This is a genomic window from Streptomyces sp. HUAS 31, assembly GCF_028198125.1.
GTDB lineage: Bacteria > Actinomycetota > Actinomycetes > Streptomycetales > Streptomycetaceae > Streptomyces > Streptomyces chartreusis.
The window spans coordinates 1,784,778-1,803,154 of sequence record NZ_CP116353.1 but is presented as its reverse complement, the minus strand read 5'-3'; the positions used below and the strand labels follow the sequence as shown (position 1 = coordinate 1,803,154).

Genomic DNA, 18,377 nt, shown 5'->3' with positions numbered 1-18,377 from the left:
CTCAGCTCTCCGGGGGCTTCGTGTCGCTCTCGCGGGAGAAGATCTGCAGCAGCCATGAGGAGAAGGAGCCCGTCACCGCGCCGAGCAGGGCCAGCCCGCCGGCCATCATCACGGTCGCGATCGTTCGGCCACGCCTGGTCACCGGGGTGATGTCGCCGTATCCGACCGTGGTGAGGGTCGCCGCGGCCCACCACAGCGCGTCCCCGAAGGTCTTCATGGTGGCGTCGGGCGCTCCGCGTTCGGCCTGGTAGACCGCCAGGGAGCCGGCGAAGCCCAGCAGCAGGGTGGCCAGGCTCGCGTAGGCGATCACGCGGGCGTGCAGCGAGATCCGGGGCTGCCCCTGCCGGCGCTGGATCACGTCGTAGAGCGGCACGATCCGCAGCGGCCGCAGGAGCGGCAGGATGACCACGACCGTGTGCAGGAAGTGGGTCCTGGCGAAGTGCAGGAAGCGCCCCCCGAAGAGCCGCCAGCGCACGATGTAGTCCACGGCGAACATCACCCAGAGCGCGATGTTCGTGTAGACGCACACGTCCCTCCAGAAGGACGGCATGTCCACGGCGAGCACACGGGCGGCATAGGCGCCCAGGAAGAGCAGCGATGCCAGGAACAGCGGGATCTCGGTGCGCTGCTCCCAGCGGGAGTAGGGGCTGTCGTCGTCCACCGGCTCAGCTTGGACGGTGCCTGCCCTCCCGTCGCCCCGGCGACACGCCGCGGATGGACGAAGCAATATGCTTCACGCATGACGAGTGAGCCGGAGCAGCAGTGGGGAGTGGGGATCCAGGACGCGTTCCAGCGCCTGTGGACGCCCCATCGGATGGCCTACATCCAGGGTGAGAACAAGCCGACCGGTCCCGGTGCCGACGACGGCTGCCCCTTCTGCTCCATCCCGGCCAAGTCCGACGAGGACGGCCTGGTCGTCAAGCGCGGGGAGCAGGTGTACGCGGTTCTCAACCTGTACCCCTACAACGGCGGCCACCTGATGGTCGTCCCCTACCGTCACGTCGCCGACTACACCGACCTGACCGAGCCGGAGACCATCGAGCTGGCCGCGCTCACCAAGCAGGCGATGACGGCCCTGCGCACCGCCTCGGGCGCCCACGGCTTCAACATCGGCATGAACCAGGGCACGGTCGCCGGCGCCGGCATCGCGGCCCATCTGCACCAGCACATCGTCCCGCGCTGGGGCGGCGACACGAACTTCATGCCGGTCGTCGGCCACACGCGGGTACTGCCGCAGCTCCTGGCGGACACGAGGAAGATGCTGGCGGAGGTCTGGCCGACGGCCTGACCAATGAGCCCGTCCGGCGTTTGAGGACGAGGCCGTTCAGGCCGAAGGGGGGTCTGGGGCGCAGCCCTCAGGGCACGGTCACCCAGACCCACCCGACGCGGCCGGACCGGCGGAGCCTTACGCGTCGTACAGGTCCGCCTTCCGCGGCGACGGATCCTGCACCGCGGTGCTCAGGAACGACGACCTCGCACCGAACTTCTCGGTGTCCACGCCGTTCTCGGCCAGCACCTTGATCGCCGCGGCATGCACCACCCGCAGCACCGGAGTGGCCGCGCGCAGCGCGTCGTCCGCCATGAAGCGGTGCCGCCACGGCTGGTCCGCCCACGCGTGCCGCACCCCGAACGGCTCGGGCAGCCCGATCGTCCCGCCCAGCCAGTTCAGCAGCGGCGGATACCAGGAGATCGGGGCCCGCACCGCCAGCCGTACCACCTCGTCGGTGTTGACCAGCGGAAGCTTCACCTTGCGGGTCTCCCACGGCTTGAACGACTTGGTGACCTCCTTGGTCGGCGCCTCGGGCTTCTCCTGGAAGAGCCCGTTCACCGGACCGAGGGCGTGCCCGGTCACCTCGATGCGCAGCGTCTCGTGCAGCACGGTCACCGTGATCAGCATCGTGATGATCAACTGGCCGTCCCACAGCGTCCACTGGACGCCCAGATAGTGCCGGTCGCCGCTGCCGAACTGCTGCTTGTTGCAGATGTCCTGAATGGCGTGCGACTTGACCTGGTACGCCTCGACGTCCGTGCCCTCCGGCCGGGACACGGCCTTGGCGCCCTCGGCGATCGGCGTGACGACCCAGTGCCGTATCGAAGGCTTCGGGAAACCGCCGGTGTTCAGCGGGCCGCGCTCCAGCATGCGCAGCTGGTCGTGGATCGCGCGGATCACGTCCCAGCTGCGGAAGGGATGGATCTCGCGGGTGGAGTCGGCGGCCACCAGGTCCTCGGCGAGCTGCCAGCTGCCCCAGCGCGTGCCCATGCCCAGTATTCCCTTGGGCCCGGCGTAGAACACGGAGTTGGACTGCTGCTCGGCGCTCAGCTTGGCCAGGGACTGGCGCAGCTGCTCGGCCTGGGTCTCGGTCGGGCTGGTCGGCACCGCCTCCGGCACCTTCGCGCCGACGCTGCTGCCGGCCAGCAGGCTGTCCCACCGCTCCCGCAGATCCCGCGCGGTGCGCTCGCAGACCTGCTTCGCCCAGAACCAGCCGACGACCGGCATGAGCACGCAGGCTCGCGCGTACCAGGCCCAGAAGCCGGTGAACGGCATCTTCAGCAGGAAGAGCACGGCGAACGCGCCCGCCGCGACGAGCAGCACGGAGGCGAGCGCGCCGCCCCGCTTCGCGTCCCGCTTGACGATGGTGGTGCGCAGCGTGAAGACCAGCAGCCACAGCAGCAGCCCGGGCAGGAACAGCACGCCGCAGACGACCATGATGCCGCTCAGCATCCGGTCGCGGGTCTTGCGGATGTTGTTGGCGGCCAGCGCGTGCTCGACCACTACCTGCGGCTCGGTGCCGAAGGACTGGATCAGCGGCTTGCGGCCGCTGCCGAGCATGCGGTCGACCACGGCCCGCGAGTAGGCCTCACCCAGGTTGGGCCGGAAGATCTTGGCCCACTTCCGGCCGGCCTTGACGTCGGTCTTGTGCCATTCGTTGTCGGCCTTCTTGATGTCCTCGTACGGGTTGTCCCGATAGGCCGCCGAGGCCAGCGCGAACGTCGCCGTCTGCCCCTCGCCGGCCGTGCGAGGCACCTGCGGACCGAAGATGTCCGCGTAACCGCCCTGAACGGTCATTCCCGCCCCCAGTCGCCGCACTGTCGCTTCTGCGGCCTTCCCGACTTCCGTACCGCGCACACCTGTTGATCAATGATCAGAGTATCCCCAGCCACCGACAACCGTCGGCGGACGGCCGAAGCCGCCCGCCGACGCGGAGGGGAGTCGCCGGTGTACGCCCGGCGCCAACTGCTAGGCGTCGCGCGCCTCTTCACGGATCCTTTCCGCTATCTGCTGCGGCATCGGCTCGTGCCGCGCGTACGAACGGTTGAAGCGCGCGGTGCCGTGCGAGAGCGACCGCAGGTCGACCGAGTACCGGCCGATCTCGATCTCGGGCACCTCGGCCTTGATGACGGTGCGGTTGCCGCTGGTCTGCTCGGTGCCGAGGACACGGCCGCGCCGCCCGGACAGGTCGCTCATCACGGCACCGACGTAGTCGTCGCCGACGAGCACGGACACCTCGGCCACCGGCTCCAGCAGATGGATCCTCGCGTCCCCCGCGGCCTCCCGCAGCGCCAGCGCGCCCGCCGTCTGGAACGCGGCGTCGGAGGAGTCCACCGAGTGCGCCTTGCCGTCCAGCAGCGTGACCCGGACGTCGACGAGCGGATGGCCCGCCGCGACGCCTCTGGCCGCCTGGGCCCGGATGCCCTTCTCCACCGACGGGATGAACTGCCGCGGCACCGCGCCGCCGACCACCTTGTCCACGAACTCGATGCCCGAGCCGCCCGGCAGCGGCTCCACCTCGATCTCGCAGATCGCGTACTGCCCGTGGCCGCCGGACTGCTTCACATGCCGGCCGCGGCCCGCCGACCGGTCGGCGAAGGTCTCGCGCAGGGAGACCTTGTGCGGCACGAGGTCGACCTGCACGCCGTAGCGGCTGCGCAGCCGTTCCAGGGCGACGTCCGCGTGCGCCTCGCCCAGGCACCACAGCACCACCTGGTGGGTGGACTGGTTCTGCTCCAGACGCATGGTCGGGTCCTCGGCGACCAGCCGCGACAGGCCCTGCGACAGCTTGTCCTCGTCCGCCTTGCTGTGCGCCTCGATGGCCAGCGGCAGCAGCGGATCCGGCATCTGCCAGGGCTCCATCAGCAGCGGATCGTCCTTGGCCGACAGGGTGTCGCCGGTCTCCGCGCGGCTCAGCTTCGCCACACACGCCAGGTCCCCGGCGATGCAGTGGCTGAGCTGGCGCTGCTGCTTGCCGAACGGGGCCGACAGGGCGCCGATCCGCTCGTCGACGTCGTGGTCCTCGTGCCCGCGGTCCTCCAGGCCGTGCCCGGAGACGTGCACGGTCTCGTCGGGGCGCAGGGTGCCGGAGAAGACCCGGACCAGCGAGACCCGGCCGACGTACGGGTCGGACGCGGTCTTCACGACCTCCGCGACCAGGGGGCCGTCCGGATCGCACAGCTTCAGCTCGCGCGGCTTGCCGTCCACCGTGGTCACCCGGGGCGCCTCGCGCTCCAGCGGGGTCGGGAAGCCCCGCGTGATCAGCTCCAGCACCTCGACTGTGCCGAGGCCCTGCCGGGCACCTTCGGCGGCGGGCGCGGCGGCCAGCACGGGGAAGAACGTGCCGCGCGCGACGGCCCGCTCCAGGTCCTCGATGAGTGTCCTGACGTCGACCTGCTCGCCGCCGAGATAGCGGTCCATGAGGGTCTCGTCCTCGCTCTCGGCGATGATCCCCTCGATCAGCCGGTTGCGGGCCTCGTCGATCTCGGGCAGCTGGTCCTCGCCCGGCTCGGACTCCTTGCGCTCCCCGGAGGAGTACTCGAACAGCTTCTGGGACAGCAGCCCGATCAGACCGGTCACGGGCGCGTGCCCGTCGGGACCCTGCGGGCCGTGCAGCGGCAGATACAGCGGGAGCACCGCGTCGGGGTCGTCGCCGCCGAAGGCCTCCGCGCAGATCCGCGTCATCTCCTCGTAGTCGGCCCGCGCGGCCTCCAGGTGCGTGACGACGATCGCGCGCGGCATGCCGACGGCCGCGCACTCCTCCCACACCATGCGCGTCGAGCCGTCCACGCCGTCCGAGGCCGAGACGACGAAAAGGGCCGCGTCCGCCGCTCGCAGACCGGCCCTGAGTTCCCCGACGAAGTCGGCGTATCCGGGGGTGTCCAGAAGGTTGATCTTGATGCCGTCCCAGTCGACCGGCACCAGGGAGAGCTGTACCGAGCGTTGCTGCCGGTGTTCGATCTCGTCGTAGTCCGAGACCGTGCCGCCGTCCTCGACGCGGCCCGCCCGGTTCACCGCCCCCGCCGTCAGCGCGAGGGCTTCCACCAACGTGGTCTTGCCCGATCCGGAGTGGCCGACCAGCACCACATTCCGTACGGACGCGGGTTGGTCGGCCGCCGTAGCCCTGCCGGCGGCCCCAGGGTGTGCGTTCGCCTTGTCGCCCATGATCCTGCCTCCCGTGCACGGTGAGGTCACTGTGGGCGCGGACATCAGCATCCTCCCCCGGGCTCCGCCCGGGAGGTGCCCCGGCGGTGGCGGCTTCGATGACGCCCGCGGTCCTTCGAGCTTTCCACTCCCGTCACGGTGCGTCCATACGGGGGACGGGATCCTGCCATCCGGCACCGGTGGACCGGCGCCGCCGGCGGCCTGTACGAGTGCCCGGCGGTCGCACGCACGCGCGCGTGGCTACGATGGGCCAGCCGGTGGCCAGTGGGGCCGCGGCGTCACACCGACCCTCGGGAAGGCCATGCTGAACAAGTACGCGCGTGCATTCTTCACGCGTGTCCTCACACCGTTCGCCGCGTTTCTGATCCGGCGGGGCGTCAGCCCCGACACCGTGACGCTCATCGGCACGGCCGGTGTGGTCGCGGGCGCGCTGGTCTTCTACCCCATGGGCGAGTTCTTCTGGGGCACGGTCGTGATCACGCTCTTCGTGTTCTCCGACCTCGTCGACGGCAACATGGCCCGGCAGCTCGGCCGCTCCAGTCGCTGGGGTGCCTTCCTGGACTCCACGCTCGACCGGGTCGCCGACGCCGCGATCTTCGGCGGCTTCATCCTCTGGTACGCCGGTGACGGCGACGACCTCGTGCTGTGCGCCGTCTCGATCTTCTGCCTCGCCAGCGGCCAGGTGGTGTCGTACACCAAGGCGCGCGGCGAGTCGATCGGCCTGCCGGTCGCCGTCAACGGCCTGGTCGAGCGTGCCGAGCGGCTGGTGATCTCGCTGGTCGCGGCCGGTCTCGCGGGCCTGCACAAGTTCGGCGTGCCCGGCATCCAGTACCTGCTGCCCGTCGCCCTGTGGATCGTCGCCGTCGGTAGCCTGGCGACGCTGATCCAGCGCGTCGTCACGGTCCGCCGCGAGTCCGCCGAGGCGGAGGCAGAGGCCGCCGCGGCCGCGCCGGAGAAGCCGCAGAACGCCTCCCACGGGAGCGAGGCCGCCAAGTGAGTGCCCGGGACCGGCTCACGGACGCGCTGTACGGACTCGGCTGGGGCACCGTCAAGAAGCTCCCCGAGCCGGTCGCCGTACGGCTCGGCCGTACCATCGCCGACCTCGCCTGGAAGCAGCGCGGCAAGGGCGTCAAGCGGCTGGAGAGCAACTACGCGCGCGTGGTGCCCGACGCGAGCCCGGAGCGCCTCGCGGAACTCTCGCGCGCCGGCATGCGCTCCTACCTGCGCTACTGGATGGAGTCCTTCCGGCTGCCCGCCTGGAGCCCCGAGCGCATAAAGAACGGCTTCGACCCCAAGGACGTCCACCACCTCACCGACGGCCTGGCCTCCGACCAGGGCGTCATCCTCGCCCTGCCGCACCTGGGCAACTGGGACCTCGCGGGCGCCTGGGTCACCACCAAGCTGGAGACGCCGTTCACGACGGTCGCCGAGCGGCTCAAGCCCGAGACGCTCTACGACCGCTTCGTCGCCTACCGCGAGGGCCTCGGCATGGAGGTCCTGCCGCACAGCGGCGGCACCGCCTTCGGCACACTGGCCCGCAGACTGCGCGACGGCGGCCTGGTCTGCCTGGTCTCCGACCGCGACCTTTCCGCCTCCGGCGTCGAGGTGGACTTCTTCGGCGCCACGGCCCGGATGCCGGCCGGTCCCGCGCTGCTCGCCCAGCAGACCGGGGCGCTGCTGCTCCCCGTGACGCTCTGGTACGACGACTCACCCGTCATGCAGGGCCGGGTGCATCCCCCGATCGAGGTACCCGAGTCAGGTACCCGGGCCGAGAAGACGTCTGTCATGACACAGGCGCTGGCCGATGCCTTCGCCTCGGGGATCGCGGAACATCCGGAGGACTGGCACATGCTCCAGCGCTTGTGGCTCGACGACCTTGAACCACGACCATCGGCCGCCGGCGCCCGGGACGGGGAACGTCCGTGAGGATCGGCATCGTCTGCCCCTACTCCTGGGACGTCCCCGGTGGCGTCCAGTTCCACATCCGCGACCTCGCCGAGTACTTCATCCGGCTCGGCCACGAGGTGTCGGTCCTCGCCCCCGCCGACGACGACACCCCGCTCCCGCCCTACGTCGTCTCCGCGGGCCGCGCCGTCCCGGTGCCGTACAACGGCTCGGTCGCGCGCCTGAACTTCGGGTTCCTCTCGGCCGCCCGGGTGCGCCGCTGGCTGCACGACGGCCGGTTCGACGTCATCCACATCCACGAGCCGACGTCACCGTCCCTCGGCCTGCTGGCGTGCTGGGCCGCGCAGGGCCCGATCGTGGCGACCTTCCACACCTCCAACCCGCGCTCCCGGGCCATGATCGCCGCGTACGCCATCCTCCAGGCGGCCCTGGAGAAGATCAGCGCCCGGATCGCGGTCAGCGAGTACGCCCGCCGCACGCTGGTGGAGCACCTCGGCGGCGACGCGGTCGTCATCCCCAACGGCGTCGACGTCGACTTCTTCGCCAAGGCCGAGCCCAACCCCGAGTGGCAGGGCGACACGATCGGCTTCATCGGCCGCATCGACGAGCCCCGCAAGGGCCTGCCCGTCCTGATGCGGGCCCTGCCGAAGATCCTCGCCGCCCGCCCGCAGACCCGGCTCCTGGTGGCCGGCCGGGGCGACGAGAAGGAGGCGGTGGAGTCCCTGCCCGCCGAACTGCGCTCCCGCGTCGAGTTCCTCGGCATGGTCAGCGACGAGGACAAGGCCCGCTTCCTGCGCAGCGTCGACCTGTACGTCGCCCCCAACACCGGCGGCGAGAGCTTCGGGATCATCCTGGTCGAGGCTTTGTCGGCCGGCGCCCCGGTCCTCGCCTCCGACCTCGACGCCTTCGCCCAGGTCCTGGACCAGGGCGCGGCCGGCGAACTCTTCGCCAACGAGGACGCCGATGCCCTTGCCGAGGCCGCCGTACGCCTCCTGGAGGACCCGGTCCGCCGGGCCGAGCTCCAGGAGCGGGGCAGCGCACACGTCCGCCGCTTCGACTGGTCGACGGTCGGCGCGGACATCCTGTCCGTGTACGAGACGGTGACCGCGGGCGCGGCGGCGGTGGCGGCCGACGACCGCCCCTCAGGCAGCGGGAGCGGGCTGCGGGCCCGGCTGGGGCTGGCGCGGGACTGACCGCCGAAGTGCCGGGTGAGCCGGCCGTCCGGGGCACGGGCGGGCCGAGCGGTTCACCCGGCGGGGCACCCCCGTAGGCTTTCCGCCCGTGACGGCAACTCTCATCTGGATCCTCGTCGCCCTCGTGGCGATCGGCCTCTACCTGAGCTGGACCGCGGGGCGCCTCGACCGCCTGCACGCCAGGATCGACGCGGCGCGTGCCGCACTCGACGCGCAGTTGTTGCGCCGGGCTTCCGTGGCCCAGGAACTGGCCACCTCCGGCGTGCTCGACCCGGCCGCGTCCATCGTCCTCTACGAGGCCGCGCACGCCGCCCGGCAGGCCGAGGAGGAACAGCGGGAGGTCTCCGAGAGCGAGCTCACCCAGGCGCTGCGCGCCGTGTTCGCCGAACCCCAGCAGGTGGAGGCCGTACGGGAGGCGCCCGGGGGAGAGGAAGCGGCCCGTGAGCTGACCGAGGCGGTGCGCCGGGTACCGATGGCCCGGCGGTTCCACAACGACGCCGTACGGGCGGCCAGGGCGCTGCGCCGGCACCGCAAGGTGCGCTGGTTCCGGCTGGCCGGACACGCGCCGTTCCCGATGGCGTTCGAGATGGACGACGAACCACCCACGGCACTGGTCGAGCGGGCCGCCTGACCGGCGCGAACACCGCGAGGGCCGGCAAAACGATCCACCGGCTTGTCATTGGCCCTTGCTGTGGCCTGGTCCGTTCCCGTTTCCTCAGTGCTTGCAGTAACCCTCTTTCACCGTGTGAGGTCACCCGTGTCCAACTCCGAAAACCAGACCCCCGAGATCGGCACCGCCCGTGTGAAGCGCGGCATGGCCGAGCAGCTCAAGGGTGGCGTGATCATGGACGTCGTCACGCCGGAGCAGGCGAAGATCGCCGAGGACGCGGGCGCCGTCGCCGTGATGGCCCTGGAGCGGGTCCCGGCCGACATCCGCAAGGACGGCGGCGTGGCCCGGATGTCCGACCCGGACATGATCGAAGGCATCATCGAGGCCGTCTCGATCCCCGTCATGGCCAAGTCCCGCATCGGCCACTTCGTCGAGGCCCAGGTCCTGCAGTCCCTCGGCGTCGACTACATCGACGAGTCCGAGGTCCTCACCCCGGCCGACGAGGTCAACCACTCCGACAAGTGGTCCTTCACGACCCCCTTCGTCTGCGGCGCCACCAACCTCGGTGAGGCCCTGCGCCGGATCGCCGAGGGCGCGGCCATGATCCGTTCCAAGGGCGAGGCCGGCACCGGCAACGTCGTCGAGGCGGTCCGCCACCTGCGCCAGATCAAGAACGAGATCGCCAAGCTGCGCGGCTTCGACAACCACGAGCTGTACGCCGCCGCCAAGGAGCTGCGCGCCCCGTACGAGCTCGTCAAGGAGGTCGCCGAGCTCGGCAAGCTGCCGGTCGTGCTGTTCTCCGCCGGCGGTGTCGCCACCCCGGCCGACGCCGCTCTGATGCGCCAGCTCGGCGCCGAGGGCGTCTTCGTCGGCTCCGGCATCTTCAAGTCCGGCGACCCGGCCAAGCGCGCCGCCGCCATCGTGAAGGCCACGACCTTCTACGACGACCCGAAGATCATCGCGGACGCGTCCCGCAACCTCGGCGAGGCCATGGTCGGCATCAACTGCGACACCCTCCCCGAGACCGAGCGCTACGCCAACCGCGGCTGGTAAGGCGCTGCGTCCCATGAGCAACACCCCCGTCATAGGCGTCCTGGCCCTCCAGGGCGACGTACGGGAGCACCTCATCGCCCTGGCCGCGGTAGACGCCGTGGCCAGGCCGGTGCGGCGCCCCGAGGAACTTGCCGAGATCGACGGTCTCGTCATCCCCGGCGGCGAGTCCACGACCATCTCCAAGCTGGCCGTCCTGTTCGGCGTGATGGACCCGCTGCGCGCACGCGTGCGTGACGGTCTCCCCGTCTACGGCACCTGCGCCGGCATGATCATGCTCGCCGACAAGATCCTCGACCCGCGCTCGGGTCAGGAGACGATCGGCGGCATCGACATGATCGTGCGCCGCAACGCCTTCGGCCGCCAGAACGAGTCCTTCGAAGCCGCACTCGACGTGAAGGGCATCGCGGGCGATCCTGTGGAGGGCGTCTTCATCCGCGCCCCCTGGGTCGAGTCCGTCGGCGCCGAGGCCGAGGTCCTCGCCGAGCACGAGGGCCACATCGTCGCGGTCCGCCAGGGCAACGCGCTGGCCACGTCGTTCCACCCGGAACTGACCGGCGACCACCGCGTGCACGGTCTGTTCGCCGACATGGTGCGCGCGAACCGGACAGCGGAGTCCTTGTAGGATCTCTGGGGTTCGTTCATAGATGGGTTACGCGAAGGAGACAGGCAGATGTCCGGCCACTCTAAATGGGCCACGACGAAGCACAAGAAGGCCGTGATCGACGCCAAGCGCGGCAAGCTCTTCGCGAAGCTGATCAAGAACATCGAGGTCGCGGCGCGTATGGGCGGCGTCGACATCGAGGGGAACCCGACTCTCTACGACGCCATCCAGAAGGCGAAGAAGCAGTCGGTCCCGAACAAGAACATCGACTCCGCGGTCAAGCGCGGCGGCGGTCTCGAGGCCGGTGGCGCCGACTACGAGACGATCATGTACGAGGGTTACGGCCCGAACGGTGTCGCGGTGCTCATCGAGTGCCTCACCGACAACCGCAACCGCGCCGCCTCCGACGTGCGCGTCGCCATGACCCGCAACGGCGGCAACATGGCCGACCCCGGCTCGGTGTCGTACATGTTCAGCCGCAAGGGCGTCATCATCGTCCCCAAGGGCGAGCTGAGCGAGGACGACGTCCTCACCGCGGTCCTCGACGCGGGCGCCGAGGAGGTCAACGACCTCGGTGAGTCCTTCGAGGTGCTCAGCGAGGCCACCGACCTGGTCGCGGTCCGCACCGCCCTCCAGGAGGCCGGCATCGACTACGACTCCGCGGACTCCAATTTCGTGCCGTCCGTCCAGGTCGAGCTGGACGAGGAGGGCGCCAAGAAGATCTTCAAGCTGATCGACGCGCTCGAGGACAGCGACGACGTGCAGAACGTCTTCGCCAACTTCGACGTCAGCGACGAGATCATGGAGAAGGTCGACGCGTAACGCGGTCGCGAGCTGCACGGACTCAACGGGCCGACGGGGCATCCCCGTCGGCCCGTCGCTTTGTCGGGAGTTGCTGACCGGCGTTGTCGGTGGCACCGGATAGCCTGCACAAACAGGCGATCGAAGGAGGGGGCGCGGGGTGCGCGTACTGGGGGTGGACCCGGGGCTGACGCGATGCGGTGTCGGTGTGGTCGAAGGCGTCGCCGGACGCCCGCTCACCATGCTCGGCGTCGGTGTCGTACGGACGCCCGCGGACGCCGAGTTGGGCCACCGCCTCGTCGCCGTCGAGCAGGGCATCGAGATGTGGCTGGACGAGCACCAGCCCGAATTCGTCGCCGTGGAGCGGGTGTTCAGCCAGCACAACGTCCGCACCGTGATGGGCACCGCCCAGGCCAGCGCCGTCGCCATGCTCTGCGCCGCCCGCCGCGGCATCCCCGTCGCCCTGCACACCCCCAGCGAGGTCAAGGCCGCCGTGACCGGCTCGGGCCGCGCCGACAAGGCACAGGTCGGCGCCATGGTCACCCGCCTGCTGCGGCTCAGCGCCCCGCCCAAACCGGCCGACGCCGCCGACGCCCTCGCACTCGCCATCTGTCACATCTGGCGGGCCCCCGCGCAGAACCGACTCCAGCAGGCCGTCGCCCTGCACTCCGCCAAGGCTCCCTCGAAAGGCCGTCTCGCATGATCGCGTCTCTCAGCGGCCCGGTCGCCGCGCTCGCCCCCGACTCCGCGGTGGTGGAGGTCGGCGGGATCGGCATCGCCGTCCAGTGCACGCCGAACACCCTCTCGGGCCTGCGGATGGGCCAGCAGACCAAGCTGGCCACCTCCCTCGTCGTCCGTGAGGACTCACTCACCCTGTACGGCTTCGCCGACGACGACGAGCGTCAGACCTTCGAGCTGCTCCAGACCGCGAGCGGCGTCGGCCCCCGCCTGGCCCAGGCCATGCTGGCCGTGCACTCGCCCGACGCCCTGCGCAGAGCGGTGGCCACCGCCGACGAGAAGTCGCTCACCGCCGTACCCGGCATCGGCAAGAAGGGCGCCCAGAAGCTGCTCCTGGAACTGAAGGACCGCCTGGGCGAGCCCATCGGCGCGCCCGCCGTCGGCGCCCCGGTCAGCCAGGGCTGGCGCGACCAGTTGCACGCGGCCCTGATCGGTCTGGGGTACGCGACCCGCGAGGCCGACGAGGCGGTGACCGCCGTGACACCGCAGGCCGAGGCCGCCGAGGGCACGCCCCAGGTGGGACAGCTGCTGAAGGCCGCCCTTCAGACCCTGAACAGAGCGCGCTGACCGGGTGGCGCCGCGGGACGGCCCGAAAGTGCCGCTCCCGACGACGCCCCGCCCGTCGCCCGACCCCCGGCCGCACCCCTGCCGTCCGGCGCTTTCATCGCTAGGAGAACCGCAGTGAACTGGGACGACACCACCGACACCCCCGCCGCCGAGCGGCTCGTCGGTTCGTCCGCCGACCGTGAGGACCAGGCCGTCGAGGCCGCGCTGCGCCCGAAGGACCTGGGCGAGTTCATCGGCCAGGAGAAGGTCCGCGAACAGCTGGACCTGGTCCTGCGCGCCGCACGCGCGCGTGGCGCCACCGCCGACCACGTGCTGCTCTCCGGCGCCCCCGGCCTGGGCAAGACCACCCTCTCGATGATCATCGCGGCCGAGATGGGCGCCCCCATCCGCATCACCAGCGGGCCCGCCATCCAGCACGCCGGCGACCTCGCCGCGATCCTCTCCTCCCTCCAGGAGGGCGAGGTCCTCTTCCTCGACGAGATCCACCGCATGTCCCGGCCCGCCGAGGAGATGCTGTACATGGCGATGGAGGACTTCCGCGTCGACGTGATCGTCGGCAAGGGCCCGGGCGCCACCGCCATCCCGCTGGAGCTGCCCCCGTTCACCCTGGTCGGGGCCACCACCCGGGCCGGTCTGCTGCCGCCGCCGCTGCGTGATCGCTTCGGCTTCACCGCGCACATGGAGTTCTACGAGCCCGCCGAGCTGGAGCGAGTCATCCACCGCTCGGCGAACCTCCTCGACGTCGAGATCGAGGCCGACGGCGCCGCCGAGATCGCCGGCCGCTCCCGTGGCACCCCCCGTATCGCCAACCGCCTGCTGCGCCGCGTACGCGACTACGCCCAGGTCAAGGCGGACGGGATCATCACCCGGGACATCGCCGGAGCAGCCCTCGCCGTGTACGAGGTCGACGCCCGCGGCCTCGACCGGCTGGACCGCGGTGTCCTGGAGGCCCTGCTCAAGCTGTTCGGCGGCGGCCCGGTCGGCCTGTCCACGCTCGCTGTCGCGGTGGGGGAGGAGCGTGAGACCGTGGAGGAGGTCGCCGAACCCTTCCTCGTACGGGAGGGCCTGCTCGCCCGGACCCCGCGCGGACGCGTCGCGACGCCTGCCGCATGGGCGCACCTCGGACTGACCCCGCCGCGCTCGTCAGCTGCGGGAAACGGACAACAGGACCTCTTCGGGGCGTGATGGGGCGGTGACGGCGAGCTTGGTGGCCGGAGTAGGAACCCCGGTGCCATGCTGAGCGTTGTTCCATGCGCGGAGACTCGCTTAGACTCCGCCGATGCCGCCTTTGTCGGCGGCATACAATCCCCCAACCATCAGGCCGCTCACCATCGCGGTCGTGTGAAGGAAGTTCCGACCCGTGAGTCTCGTGACCCTCCTCCCGTTCATCGTGCTCATCGGGGCCATGTTCCTGATGACCCGGTCTGCGAAGAAGAAGCAGCAGCAGGCCGCCGACATGCGGAACCAGATGCAGCCCGGATCCGGTGTCCGCACCATCGGTGGCATGTACGGCACCGTCAAGGAGGTCAGCGACGACACCGTCCTCCTTGACGCCGGCCCGGGCGTGGAGCTTCTCTTCGCCAAGAACGCGATCGGTGCCGTCCTCTCCGACGACGAGTACAACCGGATCGTGCACGGCATCGAGCACGACCTGAAGTCCGACGTCGTGCCGGACGACGCCTCCTCCCTCACCGAGACCGACGAGCCCGACGCTGCCGCCGCCTCCGACGAGAAGGCCGTCGACCTCGGCAAGGAGGACGAGAACGACGAGGCCGAGGAGCCGTCCGACGCCTCCGTCGCCGCCGACGCGAAGTCGGACGACGAGCCGAAGAAGACCGACGGCGGCGACTCCGACGCGAAGTAGCCATGTTCCGGGGCGCGCGGGCCACGCCTGCGCGCCCCCGGGCATGCCGACTTCGCACGGGATCCCGACACCATGTCATGGCCGCCAGCCCGTCGATCCGGAGTGAGGCGGCCCGAGAGGGAGTACGAGAAGGTGGCAGCACCTAAGAAGGGCCGGAGCGCGAGCGCCCAGAGCAAGCCAGGGCGCTCGCTGGCCCTCATCCTGATCGCCATCGCGGCGCTCACCGGAGGGATGTTCGCCTCGGGGCACACCACTCCGCGACTCGGTATCGACCTGGCAGGCGGCACGAGCATCACGCTTCGCGCGGTCGCCGAGCCCGGCCAGGAATCCGCGATCAACAAGACCAACATGGACACCGCGGTCGACATCATGGAGCGCCGTGTCAATGGTCTGGGTGTCTCGGAGGCCGAGGTACAGACCCAGGGCGATCGCAACATCATCGTCAACATCCCCAAGGGCACCAACTCCAAGGAAGCCCGGGACCAGGTCGGCACCACCGCCAAGCTCTACTTCCGTCCGGTGATCGCCACCGAGGTCGCCGGCGCCGCCGCGACGCCGACCCCCTCGCCGAGCGCCTCCTCCAGCGCGTCGGGCAGCTCCGGCGACGAGGCGACGGACAAGTCGACCCCCTCCGGCACGCCGTCGGCCAGCTCCACCACCCAGGGCCGGGCGGTCACCGACGCCCTGAAGGCCGACTCCACGCCGTCCCCGAGCGCCACTCCCAGCGGTGACGGCGCGGGAAGCAAGCTCGAAGCGCAGTACGCCGCGCTCGACTGCACCAAGAAGTCGGCCCGCGCCAAGGCGGGCGACGGCGCCAGGCCCACCGACTACACGGTCGCCTGCGGTCAGAACTCGTCCGGGCAGTGGCAGAAGTACATCCTCGGCCCCGCCGAGGTCGACGGCACCGACGTCGACAAGGCCCAGGCCGTCCTGAACACGCAGACCGGCGCCGGCTGGACCGTGACCATGGACTTCACGAACGGCGGCAGCAAGAAGTTCGCCGCCATCACCGGCAAGCTGGCCAAGAACCAGTCCCCGCAGAACCAGTTCGCGATCGTCCTGGACGGCGAGGTCGTCTCCGACCCCTTCGTCCGCCAGGCCCTGACGGGCGGCAACGCCGAGATCTCCGGCAACTTCAACCAGGAGTCGGCCCAGGCCCTCGCCAACATGCTGTCGTACGGCGCCCTGCCGCTGACCTTCCAGGAGGACAGCGTCACCACGGTGACCGCCGCGCTCGGCGGTGAGCAGCTGCACGCCGGTCTGATCGCCGGTGCGATCGGCCTCGGCCTGGTCGTGATCTACCTGCTGATCTACTACCGCGGCCTGTCGGTGATCGCCCTGCTGTCGCTGCTGGTCTCCGCGGCCCTGACCTACACGCTGATGGCGCTGCTCGGCCCGGCCATCGGCTTCGCGCTGAACCTGCCGGCCGTCTGCGGAGCGATCGTCGCCATCGGCATCACAGCGGACTCGTTCATCGTGTACTTCGAACGCGTCCGGGACGAGATCCGCGAGGGCCGCTCGCTGCGCCCCGCGGTCGAGCGGGCCTGGCCGCGTGCCCGGCGCACCATCCTGGTCTCCGACTTCGTGTCGTTCCTCGCCGCCGCGGTGCTCTTCATCGTCACCGTCGGCAAGGTCCAGGGCTTCGCGTTCACGCTCGGCCTGACCACCCTGCTCGACGTGGTCGTCGTGTTCCTGTTCACCAAGCCGCTGCTGACGATCCTGGCCCGCACCAAGTTCTTCGGGAACGGCCACCCGTGGTCCGGTCTCGATCCCAAGCGACTGGGCGCCAAGCCGCCGCTGCGCCGCACCCGCCGTCCCGCCAGCCCTGCCGCGGGCCCTGTCGACCCGAAGGAGGCGTGAGATGTCGAAGCTCGGCAACCTCGGCGCCCGACTGCACCGTGGCGAGGTCGGCTACGACTTCGTCGGCAACCGCAAGATCTGGTACGGCCTCTCCATCCTGATCACCATCACGGCCATCGTCGGCCTGGCGGTGCGCGGCCTGAACATGGGCATCGAGTTCCAGGGCGGAGCCGTCTTCAACACCCCGAAGACCAGCGTCTCGGTCGCGCAGGCCCAGGAGTACGCGGAAGAGGCCTCCGGCCACGACGCGATCGTCCAGAAGCTCGGCAGCGGCGACGACGCCAAGCTGCGCATCCAGGTCTCGGGCATCGACACCAACCAGGCCGACAAGGTCTCGGCCGAGCTGGCCGAGAAGCTGGGCGTCAACGAGAACGACGTCACCGGCGAACTGGTCGGCCCCAGCTGGGGTGAGCAGATCGCCAACAAGGCCTGGCAGGGCCTGGGGATCTTCCTGGTCCTCGTGGTGATCTATCTGGCGATCGCGTTCGAGTGGCGCATGGCACTCGCCGCCTTCGTCGCGCTGATCCACGACATCACCATCACGGTCGGCATCTACGCCCTCGTCGGCTTCGAGGTCACGCCCGGCACCGTGATCGGCCTGCTGACGATCCTCGGTTATTCGCTCTACGACACTGTCGTCGTCTTCGACAGCCTCAAGGAGCAGACGAAGGACATCACCAAGCAGACCCGCTGGACCTACAGCGACGTCGCCAACCGCTCGATCAACAGCACCCTGGTCCGCTCGATCAACACCACGGTGGTCGCGCTGCTGCCGGTGGCGGGCCTGCTGTTCATCGGTGGCGGCTTCCTCGGCGCCGGCATGCTCAACGACATCTCGCTGTCGCTGTTCGTCGGTCTCGCCGCCGGTGCGTACTCCTCGATCTTCATCGCCACGCCGCTCGTCGCCGACCTCAAGGAGCGCGAGCCGCAGATGAAGGCCCTGAAGAAGCGCGTGCTGGCCAAGCGGGCCCAGGGCGCCGCACAGGGCGAGGCCCCGGAGCCGCAGGTCGCCGACGAGTACTACGACGACGAGCCGGAGGACGCCGCCCCCGCGGTCGTCGGCCCCCGCAACCAGCCCTCGTCCCGTAACCGGGGTCGTGGCCGTCCTTCGGGGAAGCGCCGATGACCGGCATCCAGGAGCTCCTGCTCAGCCGTATCCGTGACGTGGCGGACTACCCGGAGCCGGGTGTGATGTTCAAGGACATCACACCGCTCCTGGCGGACCCGGCGGCGTTCACGGCGCTCACCGACGCGCTGGCGGAGATCGTCGTGAGCACCGCCGCCACGAAGATCGTCGGCCTGGAGGCCCGCGGCTTCATCCTCGGGGCGCCGGTCGCAGTCCGCGCGGGCGTCGGCTTCATCCCCGTACGCAAGGCGGGCAAGCTCCCCGGGGCGACCCTCAGCCAGGCGTACGACCTGGAGTACGGCTCCGCGGAGATCGAGGTGCACGCCGAGGACCTGGCCGCGGGCGACCGCGTCCTGGTCGTCGACGACGTCCTGGCGACGGGCGGCACCGCCGAGGCCTCGATCCGGCTGATCCGCCGGGCCGGCGCCGACGTGGCGGGCCTCGCCGTCCTGATGGAGCTGGGCTTCCTCGGCGGCCGTGCCCGCCTGGAGCCGGCCCTGTCCGGAGCCCCGCTGGAGTCGCTGCTCACGGTCTGAGCGACCACCCCGTTCCACCGCGCGTATGCCGTGCGCCCGAAGTCCAGGGCGCACGGCATACGCGTATCCGGGGCGAGGACGCACACACG

At 70.5% G+C, this 18,377-nt stretch carries 18 protein-coding genes; 15 read left to right on the top strand and 3 right to left on the bottom strand.

What is annotated here, in order from left to right; genetic code table 11:
- Position 1: 1 nt before the first annotated feature.
- A complete protein-coding gene (locus PGH47_RS07785; RefSeq protein ID WP_271662816.1) occupies positions 2-661 on the bottom strand; it encodes a potassium channel family protein in 660 nt (219 codons plus the stop codon).
- 78 nt (positions 662-739) lie between these two features.
- On the opposite strand from PGH47_RS07785, the gene PGH47_RS07780 reads away from it, so the two are divergent.
- On the top strand, positions 740-1,288 hold the full coding sequence (locus PGH47_RS07780) for an HIT family protein (protein ID WP_030967547.1): 549 nt from the start codon (positions 740-742) through the stop codon (positions 1,286-1,288).
- A 117-nt stretch (positions 1,289-1,405) separates the two neighbouring features.
- Here the strand turns inward: PGH47_RS07780 and PGH47_RS07775 are convergent, their stop codons facing one another.
- Positions 1,406-3,067, bottom strand: coding sequence for a hypothetical protein (locus tag PGH47_RS07775; RefSeq protein ID WP_271662815.1), 1,662 nt, complete (start codon positions 3,065-3,067; stop codon positions 1,406-1,408).
- Positions 3,068-3,238: 171 nt separating this feature from the next.
- Positions 3,239-5,434 carry an elongation factor G-like protein EF-G2 gene (locus tag PGH47_RS07770; protein ID WP_271668003.1) on the bottom strand — a complete coding sequence of 732 codons (2,196 nt, stop codon included), beginning with the start codon at positions 5,432-5,434 and terminating at the stop codon, positions 3,239-3,241.
- A gap of 301 nt (positions 5,435-5,735) precedes the next feature.
- On the opposite strand from PGH47_RS07770, the gene pgsA reads away from it, so the two are divergent.
- The 14 genes from pgsA (at position 5,736) to PGH47_RS07700 (ending at position 18,288) form a co-directional block, all read left to right on the top strand.
- The gene (gene pgsA / locus PGH47_RS07765; protein ID WP_271662814.1) at positions 5,736-6,431 is read left to right on the top strand and encodes a phosphatidylinositol phosphate synthase; all 696 of its coding nucleotides are present in this window, start codon (positions 5,736-5,738) and stop codon (positions 6,429-6,431) included.
- Positions 6,428-7,360, top strand: a complete 933-nt coding sequence (locus tag PGH47_RS07760) for a phosphatidylinositol mannoside acyltransferase (protein ID WP_271662813.1) — start codon at positions 6,428-6,430, stop codon at positions 7,358-7,360. Before pgsA ends, PGH47_RS07760 begins: the two co-directional genes overlap by 4 nt.
- On the top strand, positions 7,357-8,532 hold the full coding sequence (locus PGH47_RS07755) for a glycosyltransferase family 4 protein (protein ID WP_271662812.1): 1,176 nt from the start codon (positions 7,357-7,359) through the stop codon (positions 8,530-8,532). The genes PGH47_RS07760 and PGH47_RS07755 overlap by 4 nt, the downstream gene beginning before the upstream one ends.
- An 88-nt stretch (positions 8,533-8,620) precedes the next feature.
- Positions 8,621-9,163: a hypothetical protein gene (locus tag PGH47_RS07750; protein ID WP_271662811.1), complete on the top strand. Its 543-nt coding sequence runs from the start codon at positions 8,621-8,623 to the stop codon at positions 9,161-9,163.
- Between the two features lie 126 nt (positions 9,164-9,289).
- Positions 9,290-10,195, top strand: coding sequence for a pyridoxal 5'-phosphate synthase lyase subunit PdxS (gene pdxS, locus PGH47_RS07745; protein WP_030945245.1), 906 nt, complete (start codon positions 9,290-9,292; stop codon positions 10,193-10,195).
- 13 nt (positions 10,196-10,208) lie between these two features.
- Complete coding sequence (gene pdxT, locus PGH47_RS07740; RefSeq protein WP_030945247.1) at positions 10,209-10,817, top strand: pyridoxal 5'-phosphate synthase glutaminase subunit PdxT; 609 nt, start codon at positions 10,209-10,211, stop codon at positions 10,815-10,817.
- A gap of 48 nt (positions 10,818-10,865) precedes the next feature.
- Positions 10,866-11,618: a YebC/PmpR family DNA-binding transcriptional regulator gene (locus tag PGH47_RS07735; RefSeq protein WP_269638787.1), complete on the top strand. Its 753-nt coding sequence runs from the start codon at positions 10,866-10,868 to the stop codon at positions 11,616-11,618.
- A gap of 139 nt (positions 11,619-11,757) precedes the next feature.
- Positions 11,758-12,300 (top strand): crossover junction endodeoxyribonuclease RuvC, encoded by a 543-nt coding sequence (ruvC, locus tag PGH47_RS07730; protein ID WP_030945254.1) that lies wholly within the window; start codon positions 11,758-11,760, stop codon positions 12,298-12,300.
- Positions 12,297-12,902 (top strand): Holliday junction branch migration protein RuvA, encoded by a 606-nt coding sequence (gene ruvA / locus PGH47_RS07725; protein WP_030945258.1) that lies wholly within the window; start codon positions 12,297-12,299, stop codon positions 12,900-12,902. Before ruvC ends, ruvA begins: the two co-directional genes overlap by 4 nt.
- Positions 12,903-13,016: 114 nt before the next feature.
- On the top strand, positions 13,017-14,087 hold the full coding sequence (gene ruvB, locus PGH47_RS07720; protein WP_030945262.1) for a Holliday junction branch migration DNA helicase RuvB: 1,071 nt from the start codon (positions 13,017-13,019) through the stop codon (positions 14,085-14,087).
- Between the two features lie 175 nt (positions 14,088-14,262).
- Complete coding sequence (gene yajC, locus PGH47_RS07715) at positions 14,263-14,766, top strand: preprotein translocase subunit YajC (protein WP_271662810.1); 504 nt, start codon at positions 14,263-14,265, stop codon at positions 14,764-14,766.
- A 132-nt stretch (positions 14,767-14,898) separates the two neighbouring features.
- The gene (gene secD, locus PGH47_RS07710) at positions 14,899-16,626 is read left to right on the top strand and encodes a protein translocase subunit SecD (RefSeq protein WP_271662809.1); all 1,728 of its coding nucleotides are present in this window, start codon (positions 14,899-14,901) and stop codon (positions 16,624-16,626) included.
- 1 nt (position 16,627) lies between these two features.
- Positions 16,628-17,752 carry a protein translocase subunit SecF gene (secF, locus tag PGH47_RS07705; protein WP_271662808.1) on the top strand — a complete coding sequence of 375 codons (1,125 nt, stop codon included), beginning with the start codon at positions 16,628-16,630 and terminating at the stop codon, positions 17,750-17,752.
- Positions 17,749-18,288: an adenine phosphoribosyltransferase gene (locus PGH47_RS07700; RefSeq protein ID WP_107909358.1), complete on the top strand. Its 540-nt coding sequence runs from the start codon at positions 17,749-17,751 to the stop codon at positions 18,286-18,288. Before secF ends, PGH47_RS07700 begins: the two co-directional genes overlap by 4 nt.
- Positions 18,289-18,377: the final 89 nt, after the last annotated feature.

Excerpts from the sequence above, each read along its gene's own strand:
- pdxT (WP_030945247.1), top strand. The coding sequence starts at position 10,209 with ATGAGCAACACCCCCGTCATAGGCGTCCTGGCCCTCCAGGGCGACGTA.
- pgsA (WP_271662814.1), top strand. The coding sequence starts at position 5,736 with ATGCTGAACAAGTACGCGCGTGCATTCTTCACGCGTGTCCTCACACCG.
- PGH47_RS07735 (WP_269638787.1), top strand. The coding sequence starts at position 10,866 with ATGTCCGGCCACTCTAAATGGGCCACGACGAAGCACAAGAAGGCCGTG.
- secF (WP_271662808.1), top strand. The coding sequence starts at position 16,628 with ATGTCGAAGCTCGGCAACCTCGGCGCCCGACTGCACCGTGGCGAGGTC.
- PGH47_RS07770 (WP_271668003.1), bottom strand. The coding sequence starts at position 5,434 with ATGGGCGACAAGGCGAACGCACACCCTGGGGCCGCCGGCAGGGCTACG.
- ruvA (WP_030945258.1), top strand. The coding sequence starts at position 12,297 with ATGATCGCGTCTCTCAGCGGCCCGGTCGCCGCGCTCGCCCCCGACTCC.
- PGH47_RS07775 (WP_271662815.1), bottom strand. The coding sequence starts at position 3,067 with ATGACCGTTCAGGGCGGTTACGCGGACATCTTCGGTCCGCAGGTGCCT.
- PGH47_RS07700 (WP_107909358.1), top strand. The coding sequence starts at position 17,749 with ATGACCGGCATCCAGGAGCTCCTGCTCAGCCGTATCCGTGACGTGGCG.
- PGH47_RS07780 (WP_030967547.1), top strand. The coding sequence starts at position 740 with ATGACGAGTGAGCCGGAGCAGCAGTGGGGAGTGGGGATCCAGGACGCG.